The sequence below is a fragment of the Micromonospora sp. PLK6-60 genome, from assembly GCF_019890675.1.
In the GTDB taxonomy this organism is placed as follows: domain Bacteria; phylum Actinomycetota; class Actinomycetes; order Mycobacteriales; family Micromonosporaceae; genus Micromonospora.
Window position 1 is genome coordinate 21,986 of the sequence record NZ_JAIOAA010000018.1, and the last position, 19,723, is coordinate 41,708.

20 protein-coding genes are annotated in these 19,723 nt (G+C 75.7%); 15 read left to right on the plus strand and 5 right to left on the minus strand.

Going from position 1 to position 19,723, the window contains the following annotated elements:
* Positions 1 to 36: 36 nt before the first annotated feature.
* On the plus strand, positions 37 to 1,500 hold the full coding sequence (gene obgE / locus K7640_RS25190) for a GTPase ObgE (protein ID WP_222957393.1): 1,464 nt from the start codon (positions 37 to 39) through the stop codon (positions 1,498 to 1,500).
* Between the two features lie 70 nt (positions 1,501 to 1,570).
* Positions 1,571 to 2,020: a GNAT family N-acetyltransferase gene (locus K7640_RS25195; RefSeq protein ID WP_222957394.1), complete on the plus strand. Its 450-nt coding sequence runs from the start codon at positions 1,571 to 1,573 to the stop codon at positions 2,018 to 2,020.
* A gap of 77 nt (positions 2,021 to 2,097) precedes the next feature.
* On the opposite strand, the gene K7640_RS25200 is transcribed toward K7640_RS25195, so the two are convergent.
* Positions 2,098 to 2,580, minus strand: coding sequence for a DUF4383 domain-containing protein (locus tag K7640_RS25200; RefSeq protein ID WP_222957395.1), 483 nt, complete (start codon positions 2,578 to 2,580; stop codon positions 2,098 to 2,100).
* Positions 2,581 to 2,778: 198 nt separating this feature from the next.
* Between K7640_RS25200 and K7640_RS25205 the strand changes: the two genes are divergently transcribed.
* From K7640_RS25205 to K7640_RS25215, 3 genes are read left to right on the plus strand one after another with little or no spacing between them, the layout of a single operon-like run.
* Entirely contained in the window at positions 2,779 to 3,567 is a 789-nt protein-coding gene (locus tag K7640_RS25205; RefSeq protein ID WP_222957396.1) for a hypothetical protein, read from the plus strand.
* 31 nt (positions 3,568 to 3,598) lie between these two features.
* Positions 3,599 to 4,087 (plus strand): phage holin family protein, encoded by a 489-nt coding sequence (locus K7640_RS25210; RefSeq protein ID WP_222957397.1) that lies wholly within the window; start codon positions 3,599 to 3,601, stop codon positions 4,085 to 4,087.
* Positions 4,084 to 4,734, plus strand: coding sequence for a DUF3618 domain-containing protein (locus K7640_RS25215; RefSeq protein WP_222957398.1), 651 nt, complete (start codon positions 4,084 to 4,086; stop codon positions 4,732 to 4,734). Before K7640_RS25210 ends, K7640_RS25215 begins: the two co-directional genes overlap by 4 nt.
* Before the next feature lie 212 nt (positions 4,735 to 4,946).
* Here K7640_RS25215 and K7640_RS25220 read toward each other — a convergent pair whose 3' ends face one another.
* From K7640_RS25220 to K7640_RS25230, 3 genes are all read right to left on the minus strand, one after another.
* A complete protein-coding gene (locus K7640_RS25220) occupies positions 4,947 to 5,789 on the minus strand; it encodes an SgcJ/EcaC family oxidoreductase (protein ID WP_222957399.1) in 843 nt (280 codons plus the stop codon).
* A 60-nt stretch (positions 5,790 to 5,849) separates the two neighbouring features.
* On the minus strand, positions 5,850 to 6,863 hold the full coding sequence (locus tag K7640_RS25225) for a sigma-70 family RNA polymerase sigma factor (protein ID WP_222957400.1): 1,014 nt from the start codon (positions 6,861 to 6,863) through the stop codon (positions 5,850 to 5,852).
* A gap of 96 nt (positions 6,864 to 6,959) precedes the next feature.
* Positions 6,960 to 8,204, minus strand: coding sequence for a cytochrome P450 (locus tag K7640_RS25230; RefSeq protein WP_222957401.1), 1,245 nt, complete (start codon positions 8,202 to 8,204; stop codon positions 6,960 to 6,962).
* A 222-nt stretch (positions 8,205 to 8,426) separates the two neighbouring features.
* Here K7640_RS25230 and K7640_RS25235 point away from each other — a divergent pair, with 222 nt between their 5' ends.
* The gene (locus K7640_RS25235) at positions 8,427 to 8,834 is read left to right on the plus strand and encodes a hypothetical protein (protein WP_222957402.1); all 408 of its coding nucleotides are present in this window, start codon (positions 8,427 to 8,429) and stop codon (positions 8,832 to 8,834) included.
* Between the two features lie 17 nt (positions 8,835 to 8,851).
* Here K7640_RS25235 and K7640_RS25240 read toward each other — a convergent pair whose 3' ends face one another.
* Positions 8,852 to 9,070 carry a DUF397 domain-containing protein gene (locus K7640_RS25240; RefSeq protein ID WP_222957403.1) on the minus strand — a complete coding sequence of 73 codons (219 nt, stop codon included), beginning with the start codon at positions 9,068 to 9,070 and terminating at the stop codon, positions 8,852 to 8,854.
* 66 nt (positions 9,071 to 9,136) lie between these two features.
* On the opposite strand from K7640_RS25240, the gene pepN reads away from it, so the two are divergent.
* The 9 genes from pepN to K7640_RS25285 all read left to right on the plus strand — a co-directional run bounded on the left by pepN (position 9,137) and on the right by K7640_RS25285 (position 19,627).
* The gene (pepN, locus tag K7640_RS25245) at positions 9,137 to 11,656 is read left to right on the plus strand and encodes an aminopeptidase N (RefSeq protein ID WP_222957404.1); all 2,520 of its coding nucleotides are present in this window, start codon (positions 9,137 to 9,139) and stop codon (positions 11,654 to 11,656) included.
* Positions 11,657 to 11,697: 41 nt separating this feature from the next.
* The gene (gene nadD / locus K7640_RS25250) at positions 11,698 to 12,309 is read left to right on the plus strand and encodes a nicotinate-nucleotide adenylyltransferase (protein ID WP_222957405.1); all 612 of its coding nucleotides are present in this window, start codon (positions 11,698 to 11,700) and stop codon (positions 12,307 to 12,309) included.
* A gap of 95 nt (positions 12,310 to 12,404) precedes the next feature.
* Positions 12,405 to 12,809 (plus strand): ribosome silencing factor, encoded by a 405-nt coding sequence (rsfS, locus tag K7640_RS25255; RefSeq protein ID WP_222957406.1) that lies wholly within the window; start codon positions 12,405 to 12,407, stop codon positions 12,807 to 12,809.
* Positions 12,806 to 13,453: a histidine phosphatase family protein gene (locus tag K7640_RS25260; protein WP_222957407.1), complete on the plus strand. Its 648-nt coding sequence runs from the start codon at positions 12,806 to 12,808 to the stop codon at positions 13,451 to 13,453. Before rsfS ends, K7640_RS25260 begins: the two co-directional genes overlap by 4 nt.
* A 49-nt stretch (positions 13,454 to 13,502) precedes the next feature.
* Positions 13,503 to 14,351 carry a DegV family protein gene (locus K7640_RS25265; protein WP_222957408.1) on the plus strand — a complete coding sequence of 283 codons (849 nt, stop codon included), beginning with the start codon at positions 13,503 to 13,505 and terminating at the stop codon, positions 14,349 to 14,351.
* 68 nt (positions 14,352 to 14,419) lie between these two features.
* Entirely contained in the window at positions 14,420 to 15,187 is a 768-nt protein-coding gene (locus K7640_RS25270) for an SDR family NAD(P)-dependent oxidoreductase (RefSeq protein ID WP_222957409.1), read from the plus strand.
* A 5-nt stretch (positions 15,188 to 15,192) separates the two neighbouring features.
* Complete coding sequence (locus tag K7640_RS25275) at positions 15,193 to 15,915, plus strand: alpha/beta fold hydrolase (protein ID WP_222957410.1); 723 nt, start codon at positions 15,193 to 15,195, stop codon at positions 15,913 to 15,915.
* A gap of 173 nt (positions 15,916 to 16,088) precedes the next feature.
* Positions 16,089 to 17,198, plus strand: coding sequence for a helix-hairpin-helix domain-containing protein (locus K7640_RS30900; protein ID WP_308042705.1), 1,110 nt, complete (start codon positions 16,089 to 16,091; stop codon positions 17,196 to 17,198).
* On the plus strand, positions 17,195 to 19,627 hold the full coding sequence (locus K7640_RS25285) for a ComEC/Rec2 family competence protein (protein ID WP_374198123.1): 2,433 nt from the start codon (positions 17,195 to 17,197) through the stop codon (positions 19,625 to 19,627). The genes K7640_RS30900 and K7640_RS25285 overlap by 4 nt, the downstream gene beginning before the upstream one ends.
* Positions 19,628 to 19,723 lie beyond the last annotated feature (96 nt).

A 19,723-nucleotide genomic window follows, 5' to 3' on the forward strand; every position in this document is an offset into this window, starting at 1 on the left:
GCGTGCGGGGCGGACCCCGCTGGAAGGATTGGCGTCGTGACGACGTTCGTTGACCGGGTCGTCCTGCACCTGCAGGCCGGCGACGGCGGGCACGGCTGTGTCTCGATCCACCGGGAGAAGTTCAAGCCCTTCGGCGGCCCGGACGGCGGCAACGGCGGGCACGGCGGCAGCGTCTCGCTGGTGGTCGACCCGCAGGTGACCACGCTGCTGGACTTCCACTTCCGCCCGCACCTCAAGGCCGACAACGGCAAGGGGGGCGCCGGCTCGAACCGGGACGGGGCCAACGGCCGCGACCTGGTGATCAAGGTGCCGAACGGCACCGTCGTGCAGACCCTCGACGGTGAGGTGCTGGCCGACCTGGTCGGCGCGGGCACCACGTTCGAGGCGGCCCGGGGCGGTCGCGGCGGCCGGGGCAACGCCTCGCTGGCCAACGCCCGCCGCAAGGCCCCCGGCTTCGCCGAGCTGGGCGAGCCCGGCGACAAGCTCGACGTGGTGCTGGAGCTCAAGAGCGTCGCCGACGTCGGCCTGGTCGGCTTCCCGTCGGCCGGCAAGTCGTCGCTGATCTCGGTGATCTCCGCCGCCAAGCCGAAGATCGCCGACTACCCGTTCACCACCCTGGTGCCCAACCTGGGCGTGGTACGGGTGGACAACCACACCTTCACGGTGGCCGACGTGCCGGGCCTGATTCCCGGCGCGGCCACCGGCAAGGGCCTCGGGCTGGAGTTCCTCCGCCACGTCGAGCGCTGCGCCGTGCTGGTGCACGTGGTCGACACCGCGACGTTGGAGCCGGGTCGGGACCCGCTGGCCGACATCGACACCATCGAGGCCGAGCTGACCCAGTACGGCGGGCTGGCCGACCGGCCCCGGCTGGTCGCGCTGAACAAGGTCGACGTGCCGGACGGGCAGGACCTGGCCGACATCGTCCGGCCGGACCTGGAGGCCCGCGGCTTCCGGGTGTTCGACGTCTCCGCCGCCACCCGCGAGGGGCTCAAGGAGTTCACCTTCGCGTTGGCCGAGCTGGTCGAGCAGGCCCGCCGCGCGGCACCGCCGGCCGAGCCGACCCGGATCGTGATCCGGCCGAAGGCGGTCGACGACGCCGGCTTCACCATCGAGGCGGCAGCGGACGGGTCGTACACGGTCCGCGGCACCCGCCCGGAGCGCTGGGTGCGGCAGACGAACTTCGACAACGACGAGGCGGTCGGCTTCCTGGCCGACCGGTTGGCCCGCCTCGGCGTCGAGGAGAAGCTGGCCAAGGCCGGCGCCCAGCCCGGTGACCTGGTGCGGATCGGCGAGCGCGAGTTCGACTGGCAGCCGACGCTCTACGCCGGCGTGGACTTCGTCCCGGGCAACCGGGGCACCGACGTGCGGCTGGAGGAGAAGTCCAACCGCCCGTCGGCCGTCGAGCGGCTGGCCGCCCGCAAGGCCCGCCGCCAGCGCCCGGCCGACGAGGTCGAGGCCGCCGCGGCGCCGGAGGCGGACGACGACGAGGACTGGGAGTAGTCGCCTGCCGTCCGGGTTGCCGTCGATGGTCCGAAACCTCCGCGAAATCCACGGCCCCTAGCGTGACGGAATGCTGATCGCGTCCCGTCCCGCCACCGACCCGGAGCTCGCCGCCCTGGTCGTCGCCCAGCAGCGCGAGCTGCGCGAGGCGGACGGCGGCCTCGACGGCCAGGTGACCGTCACCCACGACGACATCCACTACCTGGTGGTGGTCGACGGCGGGCGGGCGGTGGCCTGCGGCGGGGTCCAGTCGCTGGACGCCGACACCGGGGAGCTGAAGCGGATGTACGTCCGCCCGGCCTACCGGGGGCGGGGCATCGCCCGGCAGTTGCTCACCGCGCTGGAGGAGTTGGCCTTCCAGCGCGGGCACACCGTGGTGTGCCTGGAGACCGGCACGTACCTGCCGGCCGCGATCGGGCTCTACACCTCCTGCGGGTACGAGCCGATCCCGGTGTACGGCGAGTACGTCGACAACCCGTTCAGCGTCTGCTTCGCCAAGCGGCTGCCGGTGGCCGCCTGACGGCCCGCGTTCAGGCGCCGGTCTCGGCGTGCGCGGCGGTGACCGGCTTGGACTCCGGGCTGCCGTGCTGGCGCAGCTCAGGGGCGGTCGACGGGGGTGTCCGGCCGGCCGCCGGTGCCCGCGTCGTTGGAGAGCAGCAGGCCCAGCGCGAGCATGCCGAAGCCGAGGAAGAGGTGCAGCCAGTTCCCGGGCCCGTCCACCGGCATCCAGTTCACTCCCTCGTGCCCCTCGGTGGCGAAGCCGTACAGCCAGACCCCCAGGTAGAGCGCGCCGCCGATGGCCAGGAAGCCGCGCGCCCCGGCGACGGTGCGGGCCAGGCCCAGCCCGACCAGGCCGGTGATCAGGTGTACCAGGTTGTGTAGCACCGAGACCTGGAACAGGCCGAGCAGCTTGGCCCCCGAGTGGTGGCCGGCGAAGGTCAGCTCCCCGTAGTGCGTGGTGACGCCCGGGATGAAGCCGAGCACGCCGATCAGCACGAAGAGGGCCGCCACCGCCGCGGCGACCGTCTGGATCCGGGGCCGGCGGCCGGCCGTAGCGCGGCCGCGCACGTCACGTGCCATCCGATGTCACCTCCGCGAGCGCCGCCGACCCGTAGTCGGACACTCCTCACATTCTGTGACCGAACGGCAACGTGTCGTGGAGAAACGGTGAATCAGGCATGGACCCGACTTCGAGGGGTAGGTCAATGGTGACGCCGACGCGAGTCGGCGCGATCCCCCGAGGACTACCGCGACGATCATCCGAGCGGAAGGGACATCATGACTTACGATCTCACGCCCACCACGTCCACGTACGAGTCGACGAACGGTGGCGTCCGGGACCAGGCCCGCCAGGTCGGCGCGGATGCGGCGAACGCGGGCGGCCAGGTCGCCGGCACCGCCAAGGAGCAGGGTAGGGAGGTGGTGGGCGAGGCCACCCGGCAGGCCCGCAACCTCTACGGCGAGGCCCGTAGCCAGCTCACCGCGCAGAGCAGCCAGCAGCAGCAGCGGGCCGCCGGCGGCCTGCGGTCGCTGGCCGAGGAGATGCGCACCATGGCGCAGAACGGCGGCGGCTCCGGTCCGGTCACCGAGCTGGCCCACCAGGCCGCCGACCGGGTGCACGGGGTGGCCGGCTGGCTGGAGCAGCGCGAGCCGGGCGACCTGCTCAACGAGGTGAAGGGCTACGCCCGCCGCAACCCGGGCACGTTCCTGGTCGGCGCGGCGCTGCTCGGCGTGGTCGCCGGCCGGCTGACCCGCAACATCAGCGCCCTGGGCGACGGCTCCACCGGCACGCACTCGGCGTACGACCCGGACCGCACCGCGGTGATCCCCACCCCGCCGGCCCCGCGGGCCGTGCCGGACGCGGTGCCGCCGGGCGGTTACCTCGACCCGCAGCCGGGCAGCTACGCCGACCCGAACACCGGCTACGCCGACCCGACGCCGGGTGGTTACACCGACCCGACCCGGGGCGGGTACGCCGAGCCCACCGGCACCGGCCAGCCGCTGCCGCCGGTGAGCCAGACCGACCCGCTGCCGGGCGTGCCGTCCAGCGGCACCACCCGCCCGTGACCGACCGGACCACCCGAAGGGAGACCTCGGCATGACCATGCCGACACAGGGCCCGGGAGTGGACTCCGGGTACGCGGGCACCACGCCCGGCGCCGACGGGTACGCGGGCGCACCGCACACCGCCGACGAGGTGCGCAGCAGCTCCATCGGTGAGCTGCTGCGCCAGGTCACCACCGACATGTCGACGCTGCTGCGCCAGGAGGTGGAGCTGGCCAAGGCCGAGATCCGCCAGGAGGGGAAGAAGGCGGGCAAGGCCGCCGGCCTCTACGGCGGCGCCGGCTTCGGCGGCTACATGGTGGCGCTGTTCGTCTCCATCGCGGTGTGGCAGTTCCTGGACAACGTGATGGATTCGGGCCTGGCGGCCCTGATCGTGGCCGTCATCTGGGCCGCGGTGGCCGCCGTCCTCTACTCCAAGGCGAAGAAGAACGCGGAGACCGTGCGCGGCCTCAAGCAGACCAAGGACAGCGTGCAGCGCGTCCCCGACGCGCTCAAGCCGCACCCGGAGGGAGTCACCCGATGAGCACCGATCCCGATCAGATCCGCCGGGAGATCGAGGCCACCCGCAACAACCTCAGCTCCGACGTGGACGCGCTGGCGTACAAGGTCAGCCCCGGCCGCATCGTCGACGACCGCAAGCAGCGGGCGCGCAACGCGCTGCAGAATGTGAGGGACAAGGTAATGGGCACCGCTTCCGACCTCGGTCACGCCGGCAGCCACGCCGGCCACTCGGTGGGCGACCACGCCTCGTCGGCGGCCCACACGGTCAGCGACAAGGCGCACTCCGCCGCGTCGACGGTGGGCGACGCCGCGCACCGGGCGCCGTACAAGGTGCGGGAGAAGACCGAGGGCAACCCGCTGGCCGCCGGCCTGATCGCCTTCGGGGTGGGCATGCTCGCCTCGTCGCTGCTGCCGGCCACCCGGCGCGAGCAGCAGGTGGCGAGCCAGGTCAAGGAGCGCGCCGCCGAGCACAGCGACACCGTCAAGCAGAAGCTGGGCGAGGTCGCCAGCGAGGTGCGCGACGAGCTGCGCGAGCCGGCCCAGCAGGCGACCGAGTCGGTCAAGTCGACCGCGCAGGACGCCGTACACGCGGTGCAGGACGACACCCGTAGCGCCGCGCACGACGTGCGGGACTCCGCCCAGCAGTCGCGCGACCAGGTGCGTTACTGACCGCGCCACCGCACGCCGCAGCTCGCGGCCACCGCCCGGCCCGCCGGGAGGTGGCCGCGAGCTGTCGTGTGCGGTGCCCACGGCCGGAATACGACTGATCATGGCGTGGTGTCGTTCCGGCCGGCGCTGGCCGGATAGCGCCCGCACCGTCCTGCGCCCGCAGCCGGCCTGACCGGAGGGTGGGCCGCCCACGGTCGGGCCGCCCACCCGCCTCACGGGCGCAGGTCGGTGCGCGCCCGCCCGGTCTCCGGCGCGAAGGGGTACGAGACGTGCTGGTGCACCAGCCGCCAGTCGCCGTCCACCCGCCGGAACACCCGGGTGCCGCGGGACCAGTGCTCGGTCGGGTCATCCGGCTCGCCGACCACCACCCGGTTGAGCCCCCAGGCGACGGCGAGGTCCCCGGCGGTGCGCACCGTCAGGTCCGGCACCTCCCACCGGACCTGCGCCGGGCCGGCCCGCAGCCCGCGCTCGCAGACGTCCCGGACCTGGTCGACGCCGACGTACCGCAGCGGCGCCTCGTGCTCGTAGGAGACGACGTCGGTGGCGACCGGGGCCATCAGGCCGTCCAGGTCGCCGGCCGCGGTGGCGGCGTACCACCGCCGGTGCAGGTCCCGCACCTCCCGCTCGGCGTCGAGGGTCCCGGAGGTGTCGGCGAACGAGTGGTGCTCGTGGCTGACCAGCCAGCGTCCGTCCTCCCGGCGCAGCCCGAGGGTCAGCCGGAGCCGCGGCTGCGGGTCACCGGCCAGGTCGTCCGGGGTGCCGCAGCGCAGCAGCGCGTGGGCGAACGCGACGGTGTCGCCGACGGTGACCGCCAGCTCGGTGATCTCGAACCGGGCGCCCTGCGCCTGCCAGCGCAGGAACGGCGGCCAGCTGTCGCGGTAGGCGGCCAAACCGCGGGCCTCCGCCGGTACGTCGAACATGACGATGTCGTCGGTGTGGTCGGCCAGTACGCCGGCCAGCTCGCCGCGGTGCACCGCCGCCGCCCAGTCCTCGATCAACCGCCGGATCAGTTCCTCGTCCGTGGCGCTCGCCGCCGGTCCTGTGGTTGTTTCCATGCGCTGCCTCCCGTGGGTCGTGGTCGGGGTCAGCGGTACAACCCGCGCAACGGCCCGAACTCATCGCCCGTGGCGGCGTGGCGGCTGATCAGCCACCAGCGACGCCGGCAGGCCGAACGCGGTCAGGTCGGCGGTCAGGAACGAGACGACCTCGGCGACCCGGTCGCCCCGCAGGGCCAGCACGTCCAGCCCCGAGGGCAGCCAGGCCCCCGCCACCCACCGGTAGGTGCCGAACGCCAGCTGGCCGTTGGCCGCCGTCGGGAGCAGCCGCCACCGCCAGCGCAGCGGCCCGTCGAGCAGGAACGCCCGGATGCCCGCCGGGCCCGCGTACCAGGTGGGCAGCGGGGGCATCGAGTAGCGCGCGTCCTCGGTCAGCAGCGCCACCACCGCGTCGACGTCCCCGGTCTCCCAGGCGGCGGCGTAACGTCGGGCCAGCTCGCGCACCGCCCGGTCGCCCAGCCGGTCCCGGGTCGCCCGCTGGCTCTCCCCGGGCAGCGTGGCGTCGACCGCCCGGCGGGCCCGTTGCAGCGCGCTGTTGACCGCCGCCACGCTGCTGCCCAGCAGGTCGGCGGTCTCCCGGGCGGAGAAGCCGAGGACCTCCCGCAGCAGCAGCACCGCCCGGTGCGGACCGGACAGGTGCTGCACCGCGGCGACGAACGCCAGCTCCACGGACTCCCGGGCCAGCAGCCGCGCCTCCGGGCCGTCGCCCGGCAGCCGGCCGTCGGGGTACGGCTCGAGCCAGGCCGCCTCGGTCGCCGGGGCCGCGGGAGTCAGCTCGGTCGGCAACTCCCGGCGGGCCCGCCGTTCGATCAGGGTGAGGCACCGGTTGGTGGCGATCCGGTACAGCCAGGGGCGGATCGAGCCCCGGTCCTCGTACGTCGCCAGGCTCCGCCAGGCCCGCAGCAGGGTCTCCTGCACGGCGTCGTCGGCGTCGTGGACCGAGCCGAGCAGGCGGTAGCAGTGCGCGTGCAACTCGGCGCGCAGCGGGCCGACCAGTGCCGCGAAGGCGTCCTGGTCGCCGGCGCGGGCCGCGGCGAGCGCCCCGGCGGGGTCGGCGTACCCGGGCTGGTCCATGGCCCGACCCTCTCACCCCGCACCGACAACGCCGCCGGTCGCCGTCTGGGCCCGCCGCAGCCCTACACCGACCGGCAGGACCGGGCCACGGCGCGGTCAGTCGGTGCGGCGCACGTCGGAGAGCAGGAACCCGCTCGGTGGGCGGGCGGGCATCCGGCGCAGCGACAGTGCCAGGTTCTGCGGCGGCACCTCGTACCGCAGCGCGGTGGTCAGCACGGTGACCGCCCGCTTCATCAGCTCGATCGTGATCCACTCACCGGCGCAGCGGTGCCCGCCCAGGTGCTCGCCACCGCCCTGCGGCACGAACGCGTACGGGTCCACCCGCCAGCCGGCGAAGCGTTCCGGGCGGAACCGCTCCGGCTCCGGCCACAGCTGCGGGTGGTGGTTGGTGCCGTACAGGTCGAGCAGCACCCGGCGGCCCTGCGGGAAGTGGTGGCCCTGCCAGTCGAAGCTGTGCCGCACCCGGGCGGCGGCCACCGCGAAGAACGGGTAGTAGCGCCGTACCTCCTGCACGAACTGCTCGGTGGCGTCCCCGCCCGAGCGGACCCGGTCCCGGCAGTGCGGGTGGTCGTGCAGGGCCAGCGCGGCGAAGACCACGAACCGGTCGACGGCGACCGTGGGCCGCAGCACGTTGAGCAGCTCCACCGCGGCGACCCGGCGCGGCAACGGCCGGCCGGCCTCGTCGCGGTGCTCGGCGATCGCCCGCAGGGCGCCGCCCGCCGGCGCCGGCAACGCGCCCCGGCGGACCCGCTCCACCAGGTCGCCCGCCCATTGCTCGCCCCGGTGCCGGGCCAGCCGGCCGCGCCAGTGCCGGGGACCGAGCGCGGCCGCCGAGTCGATCATGGCGTGCAGGTCGTCGGTGCGCCGGGTCACCTCCCGCTCGGCCAGCGGCACCCCCGCCCAGGCGCAGACCGCCCGGGTCAGCATCCGGCCGACCTCGTCGAAGAGCACCACCGGGCCGGACCGCTCCCAGACCGGGATCCGGGCCCGCCACTCGGCCTCGAAGAGCTGACCCAGGTGCCGGACCGCGCTCGGCGTCATCAGCGCCATGAACATCGCCTTGCGGTCGGCGTGCGACGGCCCGTCCAGCCCCTGCACCCCGCCGACCCCGGTCAGCGTCCGCTGTCCCCGCTTCGGCAGGGCGCCGGCGCGCCGGAACCGCTCGGGATCGTAGAAGAGCATCGCCGCCGGCCTGCCACGCAGGCAGATGGTCGGTTCCAGCAGCAGCCGGGTGGTGAAGACGTCACTGCCGTACCGCTCGCACCGGGTGCTGATGAACCGGTATCCCTCGCGGAGGAAGGCCAGGGTGCTGTCCGGGCTGCGGTCGGCGGGGGTGCTCATCGGGTTCTCCTGACGGCGGACGGCGGCCGGCCTGTCCGGGCCCGCCGTGGCCTGTCTACCCAGGTCAGGGGCCCTGAATCCGGTCGGCCCAGGCCGCCCGGGAGGTCGGGGAGGGGCCAGCGCGGAAATGTTGTGCTGGCCCCTCCCCGGACGCCGCGGAACTGGTTGCATCGGTGCCGGACCGGTCGCGCGGTGCGACCACGTCGACCACGGGGAGGACGGATGCGGGACAACAGGCCGCCGTACTGGCGGACGCGGCGGGTGGTGGCGGCGCTGGGGTCCGCCCCCCGGGCCGGGGACGGCCCGGCGGACCCGCCGCTGGTCGGCCCGCCCCGGCGTACGCCCCGGCCGCGCCGGCACTTCACCGCCCACCTGGGTTTCGAGGCGGCCGGCCCGGAGCAGGCGCGCGAGCTGGCCGTGGCGTACGCGGAGGCGCTGGGGCTGCTCCGCCCGGAGCTGGCGCTCGGCGCGGCCGCCTGGTCGCCGGCCGACGCCTGGCACCGCGCCGAGCGGCTGTTCTGCGGCTCGGTCGGGCCGGACGGCGAGCGCTGTGCCGACGTGGCCGGTCACCCGGGCTTCCACCACGCCGCCGGCCCGGGCGCCCTCGGCTGGGGCGAGGGGGACGGGTGAGCCCGCCGGCGGCGGCCTCAGTCCAGGTCGAACTCGCCGTCCTGGGCGCCGGCCACGAAGGCGTCCCACTCGGCCTGGGTGAAGACCAGCACCGGGCCGTCCGGCTCGGCGGAGTTGCGCATGCCGATCAGGTCGTCGACGAAGGCCACCTCGACGGCGCTGTCGGAGGTGTCGCCGTCGGCGCGTTGCCAGACCGCCCGGGAAATGTCGAAATCGCCCTTGGGGTGCTGACTCATGGTGGTTCCTCCATCACCGCACGTCGTGAGGGAACGCCTCCGTTCCCCATCGGGCAGGATAAGCGGATGCCGAGCCTGAACCGTGTAGAGGCGAGCGCGCGTGGCGCGTCGATCATCGTCGAGTCCTACCAGGTGGACCTGGACCTGACCGGTCCCGGTGACCGCTTCCGGTCGGTCAGCGTCATCCGGTTCCGGGCCACCCCCGGCGCCGAGACCTTCCTCGACGTCAAGCCGGCGGCCCTGCGCGCGGTCCGGCTCAACGACCGGGAGCTGGACCCGGCCGGTCTCGCGGACGGCCGGCTGCCGCTGACCGGGCTGGCCGCCGACAACACGGTGACCGTCGACGCCGAGATGGCGTATTCGAACACGGGGGAGGGGCTGCACCGGTTCGTCGACCCCGCCGACGGCGAGACCTACCTCTACGCGATGTCCTTCCTCGACGAGGCGCCGCGCATCTTCGCCGCGTTCGACCAGCCCGACCTGAAGGCGCCGGTCACCCTGTCGGTCACCGCGCCGCCGCACTGGCTGGTGGCCGCCAACGGGGCGGTCGCCGCCACCCCGCGACCCGGCCGCTGGGAGTTCGCGCCCACCCTGCCGCTGGCCACCTACCTCGTCTCGCTGATCGCCGGCCCCTGGCACGTCCGGCGGGACACCCACGACGGCATCCCGCTGGGGCTCTGGTGCCGCCGTTCCCTCGCCGAGCACCTCGACGCCGACCTGGACGAGATCCTCACCATCACCAAGCAGTGCTTCGACCGCTTCCACGGGCTCTTCACCGAGCGGTACCCGTTCGGCAAGTACGACCAGGCGTTCGTGCCGGAGTTCAACGCCGGGGCGATGGAGAACCCGGGCCTGGTCACCCTCCGCGACGACTACCTCTTCCGGTCCGCCGTCACCGACACCCAGCGGGAGCTGCGGGCCACCACCATCGCCCACGAGATGGCCCACCAGTGGTTCGGCGACCTGGTCACCATGAGCTGGTGGGACGACCTGTGGCTGAACGAGTCGTTCGCGGAATACCTGGGCACCCGGGTCACCGCCGAGGCGACCCGGTTCACCCGGGCGTGGACCACCTTCGCGATGCGCCGCAAGGCCTGGGGGTACGCCGCCGACCAGCGCCCCTCCACCCACCCGGTCGCGCCGCAGGAGGTGGCCGACGCGGCCCAGGCGCTGCTGAACTTCGACGGCATCTCGTACGCCAAGGGCGCCAGCGCGCTGCGGCAGCTGGTCGCCTGGCTCGGTGACGACGCCTTCCTGGCCGGGCTCAACGCGCACTTCGCCGCGCACCGGTTCGGCAACGCCACGCTGGCCGACCTGCTGGACAGCCTCGGCAAGGCCAGCGGGCGCGACCTCACCGACTGGGCCGAGCGGTGGCTGCGCCGCCCCCAGGTCAACACCCTGCGGACCGAGACGGTCGTCGACGCCGGGGGCCGCTGGGCCGAGGTGGCGGTGCGGCAGACGGCGGTCGAGGAGCACCCGGTGCTGCGCCCGCACCGCATCGGCGTCGGCCGGTACGCCCCGGACGGCACCGCGCACCGCTTCGAGGTGGACCTCGACCCGGACGCCGACGGCGGCCGGACCGTCCTCACCGCGCTGGCCGGCGTCCCGGCCGACGGGCTGCTGCTGCCCAACGACGGCGACCTGACCTTCGCCAAGGTGCGCCTCGACCCGGCCTCGGCGGCGCTGGTGCCCACGCTGCTGCCCGAGCTGCCCGACCCGCTGGCCCGCGCCCTGCTCTGGCGGGAGGCGCTCGACGCGGCGACCGACGGGGAGCGGCCGGTGCCCGGCCTGGTCGACCTGATCGCGACCACCCTGCCCGCCGAGACCGAGGTGATCATCGCCGAGGACGTGCTCACCCTGAGCCGCTCGCTTGTCGACCGCTATCTCGACGGGCCCACCCGGCAGGCCGCGCTGGCCCGGCTCGCCGACGCCTGCGCCCGGCTGCTCGCCGGCGCGCCGGCGAGCGGCTCGTTGCAGCTCGCCGCGGCCCGGGGCCTGATCGGCGCGAGCACCGACGCGCGGCTGCTGGCCGGCTGGCTCGCCGGCGACGGGGTGCCGGCGGGGCTGGCCGTGGACACCGAGCTGCGCTGGGCGGTGCTGCGCCGGCTGGTGGTGCTCGGCGCCGCGGGCGAGCCGGAGATCGCCGCCGAGCTGGCCCGGGACAACAGCGCCACGGGCGCGGAGCGGGCCGCGTACTGCCGGGCGGCGCTGCCCGAGGCCGGGGCCAAGCGGGCCGCCTGGGAGATCGTCACCCGCAACACCGAGCTGTCCAACCGACTGGTCGAGGCGGCGGCGGAGGGGTTCTGGCAGCCCGAGCAGGCCGAGCTGACCGGGCCGTACGTCGAGCGGTACTTCGCCGAGATGCCGGGGGCGGCGCGGCTGCGTACCGCCTGGGTGGCCGAGCGGGTCGCGGCCCTGGCCTTCCCCCGCTACGCCGTGGCGCAGCCCACCCGGGAGGCGGCCGCGGCGCTGCTGGCCCGCGACGACCTGACCGCGGGCCTGCGCCGGGCGGTCACCGACGCGGACGACGACCTGCGCCGCGCGCTGGTGGCCCGCACGGCGATGGCCGCCACGGTGGCGGCGTGACCGGGGCCGGAGCGGGGGCGACGGCGGCCTAGGATCGCGGGGTGGAGGAAGACATCCGGCGGATCGGGATCATGGGCGGCACCTTCGACCCGATCCATCACGGTCACCTGGTGGCCGCCAGCGAGGTGGCGGACCGGTTCGGGCTGGACGAGGTGGTCTTCGTGCCGACCGGGCAGCCCTGGCAGAAGGCGGACGAACCGGTCAGCCCGGCCGAGGACCGCTACCTGATGACGGTGATCGCCACCGCCTCCAACCCGCGCTTCCAGGTCAGCCGGGTCGACATCGACCGCGGCGGCCCGACCTACACCGTCGACACCCTCCGCGACCTGCACGCCGAGTACGGCCCGAAGGCGCAGTTGTTCTTCATCACCGGGGCGGACGCGCTGGAACGGATCCTCTCCTGGAAGGACCTCGACGAGGTCCTCGAACTGGCCCACTTCATCGGGGTCACCCGGCCGGGCTTCGAGCTCTCCGACAAGCACCTGCCGGCCGACACGGTCAGCCTGATCCAGGTGCCCGCGATGGCCATCTCGTCCACCGACTGCCGCGACCGGGTGGCCCGCGGCGAGCCGGTCTGGTATCTGGTGCCCGACGGTGTGGTGCAGTACATCGCGAAACGGCGGCTCTACCAGCAGGACGACACGGGGAGATGACCCGGTTCGTCCCGATAACCGGCCAGAACTGACCGGTCGTGCCGTCGCCGGGTGTGAGAGGCTTGGAGCATCGCACGGTTGATCGAAGGAGAACGTTGACAATTTCCGCACGCGCCCACGAGCTGGCGACCGCCGCCGCGCAGGCCGCCGCCGACAAGAAGGCGCAGGACATCGTCATCATCGACGTGGGCGACCAGCTCGCCATCACCGACGCGTTCGTGCTCGCCGCCGCCCCCAACGAGCGGCAGGTGCTGGCCATCGTCGACGCCATCGAGGAGCGCCTGCTGGAGCTGCCCGAGAAGGCGAAGCCGGTCCGGCGCGAGGGCGAGCGCGGCGGTCGCTGGGTGCTGCTCGACTACGTCGACGTCGTGGTGCACGTCCAGCACACCGAGGAGCGCGAGTTCTACGCGCTCGACCGGCTCTGGAAGGACTGCCCGCAGGTCCCGTTCGTCGACCGTGACCTCGCCGACTCGACCGCCGGCACCGCCAGCGCCGAATGACCCGACTGATCGTCTGGCGGCACGGCAACACCGAGTGGAACGCCACCAGCCGGGTCCAGGGCCAGACCGACGTCTCCCTCAACGACCTCGGCCGGGAGCAGGCCCGCGCCGCCGCGCCGCTGCTCGCCGCGCTGCGGCCCGACGCCATCGTCGCCAGCGACCTGCGCCGGGCGGCGGACACCGCCGCCGCGCTCGCCGCGCTGACCGGCCTGCCGGTCCGCTCCGACCCCCGGCTGCGCGAACGCCACTTCGGCCGGTGGCAGGGGCTCTTCCTCACCGAGGCCGCCGAGCGGTTCCCCGCCGAGTTCGCCCGCTGGCGGGCCGGCGACCCGGATCCCGGCGCCGGCCTGGAGACCCTCGACGACCTCGGCAAGCGGGTCGCCGACGCGTTCACCGACGCGGCGGAGGCCAATCCCGGCGGCACGATCGTGCTGGCCACCCACGGCGGCGCCGCCCGGCAGGGCGTCGGCCACCTGCTCGGCTGGGACCACGGCGTGCTGCGCAGCGTCGGCTCGCTGGCCAACTGCCACTGGACCGAGCTGCGCCGCGACGACGGGGTGGAGCGGCGCACCAGGCCCGGCTGGCACCTGCGGGCGCACAATGTCGGCCTGATCACCGCCCCCACGCCGGCCGAGTCGGTCTGAGCCCCGCCGCCCCGGGCACCCGGTGACCGGATCCGCTAGCGTGCCGGGCATGTCCGTCGCGGTCGTCACCGACTCCACCGCCTACCTCCCGCCCGATCTGGTGCAGGCGCACCGGCTGACCGTGGTGCCGCTGACCGTGGTGCTCAACGGCGCGGAAGGGCTGGAGGGGGTGGAGACCACCCCGGCGGACGCCACCGCGGCGCTGCGCGGCCGGCGGGTGTCGGTGAGCACCTCCCGCCCCGCCCCCGAGCAGTTCGCCCGGACGTACCGGCGGCTGCTGGACGGCGGCGCCGACGGCGTGGTCTCGGTGCACCTGTCGGCCGAACTCTCCGGCACCGTCGAGGCGGCCCGGCTGGCCGCCGCGGAGGTGGGCGCCGACCGGGTCGAGGTGGTCGACAGCCGCTCCACCGGCATGGGGCTGGGCTTCCCGGTGCTCGCGGCGGCCACCGCCGCGGCGGCCGGCGCGGACCTGGCCGGCGTACGCGACGCGGCGGTCGCCGCCGTCGACCGCACCACCATCTACTTCTATGTCGACACGCTGGAGTTCCTGCGCCGGGGCGGCCGGATCAACGCGGCCGAGGCACTGCTCGGCACCGCCCTGTCGGTGAAGCCGATCATGCACATGCCGGACGGCGCGATCGTGCTCAAGGACAAGGTGCGCACCGCGAGCCGGGGAATCGCCCGGCTGGTCGACCTCGCGGTCGAGGCGGCCGGCGACGGCCAGGTCGACCTGGCGGTGCACCACCTCGCCGCGCCCGAGCGGGCCGACCAGCTGCTGGCGGCGCTGACCGAGCGGCTGGGCGACCGGCTCCGCGACACGTACGTCAGCGAGGCCGGCGCGGTGGTCGCCGCGCACGCCGGCCCCGGCCTCGCCTGCGTGGTGCTGCACCGGGTGTAAGGAGGGTGCCCTTGTTAACGCATTCGGTAGAGGAGGGGCCCCTTATTAACACCCCCCAACAGCGAGCGGTGGCCCACGTGGTGACCGGTGGCGGGCGCGGAGTGGGCCGCGCCGTGGTGGAACGGCTGCTCGCGGCCGGCGGCACGGTGGTGGTGATCGAGCGGGAGCCGGCCGCGCTGGACTGGGTGGCCGGGCATCCCGCCGGCGACCGGGTGGTGCCGGTGACCGGTGACGCCGCCGACGAGGAGGTCACCGGCCACGCCGCCGACCTCGCCGAACAGGCCGCGCCGCTGCGCGGGTGGGTGAACAACGCGGCCGTGTTCCGCGACGCCGCCGTGCACACCGCGTCGGCGGCCGAGGTGTTCGACCTGATCGCGGCCAACCTGCGCCCCGCGGTGACCGGCTCGGCCACCGCCGTACGCCGGTTCCTGGGCGCCGGCACCGGTGGCGCGATCGTCAACGTCTCCTCCCATCAGGCGGCCCGCCCGGTCCCCGGCGCCCTGCCGTACGCGACGGCCAAGGCCGCCGTCGAAGGGCTGACCCGGGCGCTGGCGGTCGACTACGGCCGGTACGGCGTGCGGGTCAACGCGGTGGCGCTCGGCTCGGTGGCCACCGAACGGCACGCGGCCTTCCTCGCCGGCCAGCCGCCGGCCGAGGCGGAACGGATCTCCGGCGAGCTGAACCGGCTGCATCCGCTCGGGCGGATCGGCGGCGCCGACGAGGTCGCGGCGGCGGTGGCGTACCTGCTGTCGGCCGAGGCGAGCTTCGTCAACGGGGTGACGCTGCCGGTGGACGGTGGGCGGGCGGTGCTCGGCCTCGACCCGGAGGCACACTGAGCACTGTGGACCCTATTCCGATCGTTCTCGTGCACGGCACCCGCTTCGCCCGCGGCCAGTGGCAGCCCCAACTGGCCGCGCTCGCCGCCGAGTTCCCGACGACCGCCGTCGACCTGCCCGGGCACGGGAGCCGCTCGGCCGAGCCGTGGAGCCTGGACCGGGCCGCCGACGTGGTCGCCGAGGCGGCTCGTGACCTCGGCGCCGGCCCGGCCGTGGTGGTGGGGCACTCGCTCGGCGGGTACGTCTCGCTGCACCTGGCGCGCCGGCACCCCGAGCTGCTGGCCGGGCTGGTGCTGATGGGTGCCAGCGCGGCCACCACCGGCCCGCTGACCGTGCCGTACCGCCTGATCGCGGCGCTGGTCGGCCGGCTGCCGGCCGACCGGCTGACCCGCTGGAACGACCGGTTGCTGCGCCGGCTCTACCCGCCGGAGGTCGTCGCCGCCACCATCGCCGACGGGTACGCCTTCCACACCCTGCCGATCGCCTGGCGGGACGTCCTCGGCCGGTTCGACGCGGCCAGCCTCGCGGCGGTGACCGCCCCGGTGCTCATCCTCAACGGCGCGCGGGACCGGGTGTTCCGCTCCGGTGAGCGCAGCTTCGCGCGGGCCTGCCCGACGGCCCGGGTCGAGCTGGTGCCGGGCGCCGGTCACCTGGCCAACTTCGATGCCCCGGCGGCCGTCACCGAGGCCGTACGCCGCTTCGCCCGGCAGGTGGCCGAGGCCCGCTAGCACCTCCCCGCCCGACCCGGTCAGCTCGGCGACCGCCTCCGGTGCCGGCTCCGGCGCGGCCCGCCCATAGCAGACCGGCGCATGATCAGGGGGTTGTCCACAGGCCCCGCCGCCGTCCACAGGCGCCCCGCTCGGGCCGGTGCGAGGGGCGCGTTCCGCCCTACCGTCGCGGCGTGTCGGAGGACGAGGAGACCCGGGTGCGGCGGCGGTTGTTCCGAGTGACCGGCGGGACGGTTGGCGCGCCCGCGGGGACGGCGCAACGGCGCGACGACGGCCCGGCGGCGGAGCCGCCGCGACCGCCCGGCCGGTCGGTCCCGGCGGGGCCGGCGGCCGTCCTTCGGCCTCCCGGGCCGCGCCCCGACGGGCTCCCGGGCCACCGGGCCGGGCCGGACTCCGGCGGGGGCGCGGGCCGCCGTGCCGGGGCGGACTCCGACGGGCTCGCGGGTGATCGTGCCGGGCCGGACTCCGACGGGCGCAACCGGGTCCGTCCCGGGCCGCCGGCCGACGGGCTCGCCGGCCCGCCCCACCTCGGCACCGACCGGCCGTTCGAGCCGTCCGGAGGCGGCTCCGCCGACGCGCCCTCGTCCGCCCGCGCGGCCGGCTCGCCGGCCCGGCTACCCGGGCCGGGGGCGTTCGATCCGGGCCGGCGCGGCGTCCGGGCGTTGGCCGCGGTCGCCGCCGTGGTGGTGCTCGGCGCCGCGCTGTGGGCGTGGCGGTCCCGGCCGACGGCCGAGCCGGTCCGCCCACCGGCCCCCGCCGCCGCGGCACCCACCGGACCGGAGGCGCCCGCCGACCCCGGGCCCGCCGGACCGGAGCCGACCGCCGCCGCCGAGCTGGTGGTGGCGGTGGCCGGCAAGGTACGCCGACCCGGCCTGGTCCGGCTGTCGGCCGGTGCCCGGGTCGGTGACGCCCTCGACGCCGCCGGTGGTGCGCTGCCCGGCGTGGACGTGGCCCTGCTCAACCCGGCCCGGAAGGTGACCGACGGGGAGCTGATCCTGGTCGGGGTGACCGCCCCGCCCGGGCCGCTCGCCCCGGCGGCGACCGGCGCGGCGGGCGTGGGACCGGTGGGCGGCGCCGCCCCGGCGGCCGGCGGCCGGGTCAACCTGAACACCGCCACCCTGGCCGAGCTCGACACGCTGCCCGGCGTCGGGCCGGTGCTGGCCCAGCGGATCATCGCCCACCGCGACCAGCTCGGCGGGTTCAGATCGGTCGGCGACCTGCGCCAGGTCGAGGGGATCGGCGACGCCCGGTACGAGCAGCTCAAGGACCTGGTGACGGTGTGACCGCGCGACTGGACGCCGGCCGGAGCGGGGCGGGCGCCGAGCGGCCCGCGGAGGCTCCCGAGCCGGACCGGCCGGACGTACTCGATCTCCGGCTGGCCGGCCTCGCGACGGCGGCCTGGCTGTCCGCGCTGGCCGGGTTGCGGCTGACCGCCGGGACGGCCGCCCTGCTGGCCGCGCTGGCCGCCGGGCTGGCCGGGTTGACCGCCGCCCGCCTGCTCGGTGTCCTCGGCCGTCCCCGCGCCCTCGCCCAGCGGTACGGCTGGATCGCCGTCGCCGTGCTGCTCGGCGTGGTGTGCGGCGCCGGTCTCACCGCCACCCGGCTGGCCGCCCGCGACGCGCCGCCGATTCGTGGTCTGGTCGAGGAGCGGGTCGCGGTCACCGCCGAACTCGTCGTCCGGGACGATCCGCGGCCGCTGCGCGGGGTCGCCGGGCGGCCGGCCACCCTGCTGGTCCCGGCCGAGCTGCGTGCGGTGACCGCCGAGGACGGCCGACGGGTGACCGCCTCCGTGCGGATGCTGGTGCTGGCCACCGGCGACGGCTGGCGGGGGCTGCTGCCCGGCCAGCGGCTCACCGCGCGCGGGCGCACCGCCGCGCCCCGGGGTGGTGACCTGACGGCGGTGGTGCTGACCGTGACCGAAGCGCCGCGACTGCACGGCGAGCCGTCCTGGGCGCAGCGGGCCGCCGGTGCGCTGCGGGCCGGGTTGCAACGCGCGTGTGCGCCGCTGCCCGACGAGCAGGGCGGCCTACTGCCCGGCCTGGTGGTGGGCGACACCAGCCGGCTGCCCGCCACCGTGGAGGAGGACTTCCGGGCCACCGGGATGACCCACCTGAACGCGGTGTCGGGCAGCAACGTGGCCATCGTGGTGGGTGCCGTGCTGCTGCTGGCGCGGTGGGCCCGGGCCGGCCCGGTGCTCGCCGTCGCCCTCTGCGGGGTGGCGCTGGTCGGCTTCGTGATCCTGGTCCGCCCGTCGCCGAGCGTCGTGCGGGCCGCCACCATGGGGGCGATCGGGCTGGCCGCGTTGGCCGCCGGCCGGCCCCGGGCCGCGTTGCCCGCCCTGGCCGCGGCGGTGACCGTGCTGGTGATGGTGGACCCGGAGCTGGCCGGCGACCCGGGCTTCGCGCTGTCCGTGCTGGCTACCGGCGGGCTGCTGCTGTTCGCCCCGCCCTGGGGGGACGCGCTGCGCCGGCGTGGGGTGCCGGCCGGCCTGGCCGAGGCGCTGGCGGTGCCGGCGGCGGCCCAGCTCGCCTGCGGTCCGGTGGTGGCGGGCATCTCCGGCACGGTGAGCCTGGTGGCCGTCCCGGCGAACCTGCTGGCGGTCCCCGCCGTCGCGCCGGCCACCGTGTTCGGCGTGCTGGCCGCCCTCATCTCGCCGGTCTGGCCGGCCGGGGCGGAGTTCGCCGCCTGGCTGGGGAGCTGGCCGGCATGGTGGCTGGTGTGCATCGCCCGGTACGGGGCGCGGCTGCCGGCCGGCAACCTGCCCTGGCCGGGCGGCACGGCCGGGGCCCTGCTGCTCGCCGCGCTGACGGTGGCGCTGCTGGTGGCGACCCGCCGGCCGGTGCTGCGCCGGCTGCTGGCGGTGGTCGCGGTGGCGGTGGTGCTCGGCGCGCTGCCGGTGCGCCTGCTCGCCCCCGGGTGGCCGCCGCGCGGCTGGGTGGTGGTGGCCTGCGCGGTCGGGCAGGGCGACACCGTGGTGCTGCCGGTCGCGCCGGGCCGGGCGGTGGTGGTCGACGCCGGACCGGAGCCGGGAGAGGCGGATGCCTGCCTGCGCCGGCTGGGGGTGCGGGAGGTGCCGCTGCTGGTGGTCAGCCACTTCCACGCGGACCACATCGGCGGGGTGGCCGGGGTGTTCCGGGGACGGCGGGTGGCGGCGGTGCTGGTGCCGGGCTGGTGGGAGCCGGCCGCCGGGCGGGCGCTGGTGCGGGCGGCGGCGGACGCCGGCGGCACGTCGCTGCGGCCCGCCGGGGCCGGTGAACGGTTCCGGTTCGGCGCTGTCGAGCTGGCGGTGCTCGGGCCGCCCTACCCGCTGCGGGGCACCCGCTCGGATCCCAACAACAACTCCGTCATCCTGCGGGCGACCGTGGCCGGGGTCGGCATCCTGCTGCCCGGGGACGCCGAGACGGAACAGCAGCGGGCGCTGCTGGACCGCGCGCCGGCCGGCGCGCTCCGGGCCGACGTGCTCAAGGTGGCCCACCACGGCAGCGCCTACCAGGATCCCGGCTTCCTGGACGCGGTCCGTCCGGCGGTGGCCCTGGTGCCGGTCGGGGTGGGCAACGGGTACGGCCACCCCAGCCAGGAGGTGCTGGGCCGGCTGGTCCGGGGCGGCGCCCGGGTGCTGCGTACCGACACCGACGGGGACGTCGCGGTGGTGCGGGGGCGGGAGGGGCTGGCGGTGGTGGCCCGGGGTGTCGATCCCGGCCGCCGACGCTGACCTGCGCATGTGGTGACTTGCCGGGAACGTCGAGACTGTGGTGAATGTCTGGATTTGCGATGTGTGCGGGTCCGGCCGTCCGAGGGGAGAACGAGC

Bases quoted from the DNA above. Each gene is read 5' to 3' on its own strand.
- K7640_RS25195 (WP_222957394.1), top strand. From the start codon at position 1,571: ATGCTGATCGCGTCCCGTCCCGCCACCGACCCGGAGCTCGCCGCCCTG.
- K7640_RS25200 (WP_222957395.1), bottom strand. From the start codon at position 2,580: ATGGCACGTGACGTGCGCGGCCGCGCTACGGCCGGCCGCCGGCCCCGG.
- K7640_RS25205 (WP_222957396.1), top strand. From the start codon at position 2,779: ATGACTTACGATCTCACGCCCACCACGTCCACGTACGAGTCGACGAAC.
- K7640_RS25210 (WP_222957397.1), top strand. From the start codon at position 3,599: ATGACCATGCCGACACAGGGCCCGGGAGTGGACTCCGGGTACGCGGGC.
- K7640_RS25215 (WP_222957398.1), top strand. From the start codon at position 4,084: ATGAGCACCGATCCCGATCAGATCCGCCGGGAGATCGAGGCCACCCGC.
- K7640_RS25220 (WP_222957399.1), bottom strand. From the start codon at position 5,789: ATGGAAACAACCACAGGACCGGCGGCGAGCGCCACGGACGAGGAACTG.
- K7640_RS25225 (WP_222957400.1), bottom strand. From the start codon at position 6,863: ATGGACCAGCCCGGGTACGCCGACCCCGCCGGGGCGCTCGCCGCGGCC.
- K7640_RS25230 (WP_222957401.1), bottom strand. From the start codon at position 8,204: ATGAGCACCCCCGCCGACCGCAGCCCGGACAGCACCCTGGCCTTCCTC.
- K7640_RS25235 (WP_222957402.1), top strand. From the start codon at position 8,427: ATGCGGGACAACAGGCCGCCGTACTGGCGGACGCGGCGGGTGGTGGCG.
- K7640_RS25240 (WP_222957403.1), bottom strand. From the start codon at position 9,070: ATGAGTCAGCACCCCAAGGGCGATTTCGACATTTCCCGGGCGGTCTGG.
- pepN (WP_222957404.1), top strand. From the start codon at position 9,137: ATGCCGAGCCTGAACCGTGTAGAGGCGAGCGCGCGTGGCGCGTCGATC.
- K7640_RS25260 (WP_222957407.1), top strand. From the start codon at position 12,806: ATGACCCGACTGATCGTCTGGCGGCACGGCAACACCGAGTGGAACGCC.
- K7640_RS25265 (WP_222957408.1), top strand. From the start codon at position 13,503: ATGTCCGTCGCGGTCGTCACCGACTCCACCGCCTACCTCCCGCCCGAT.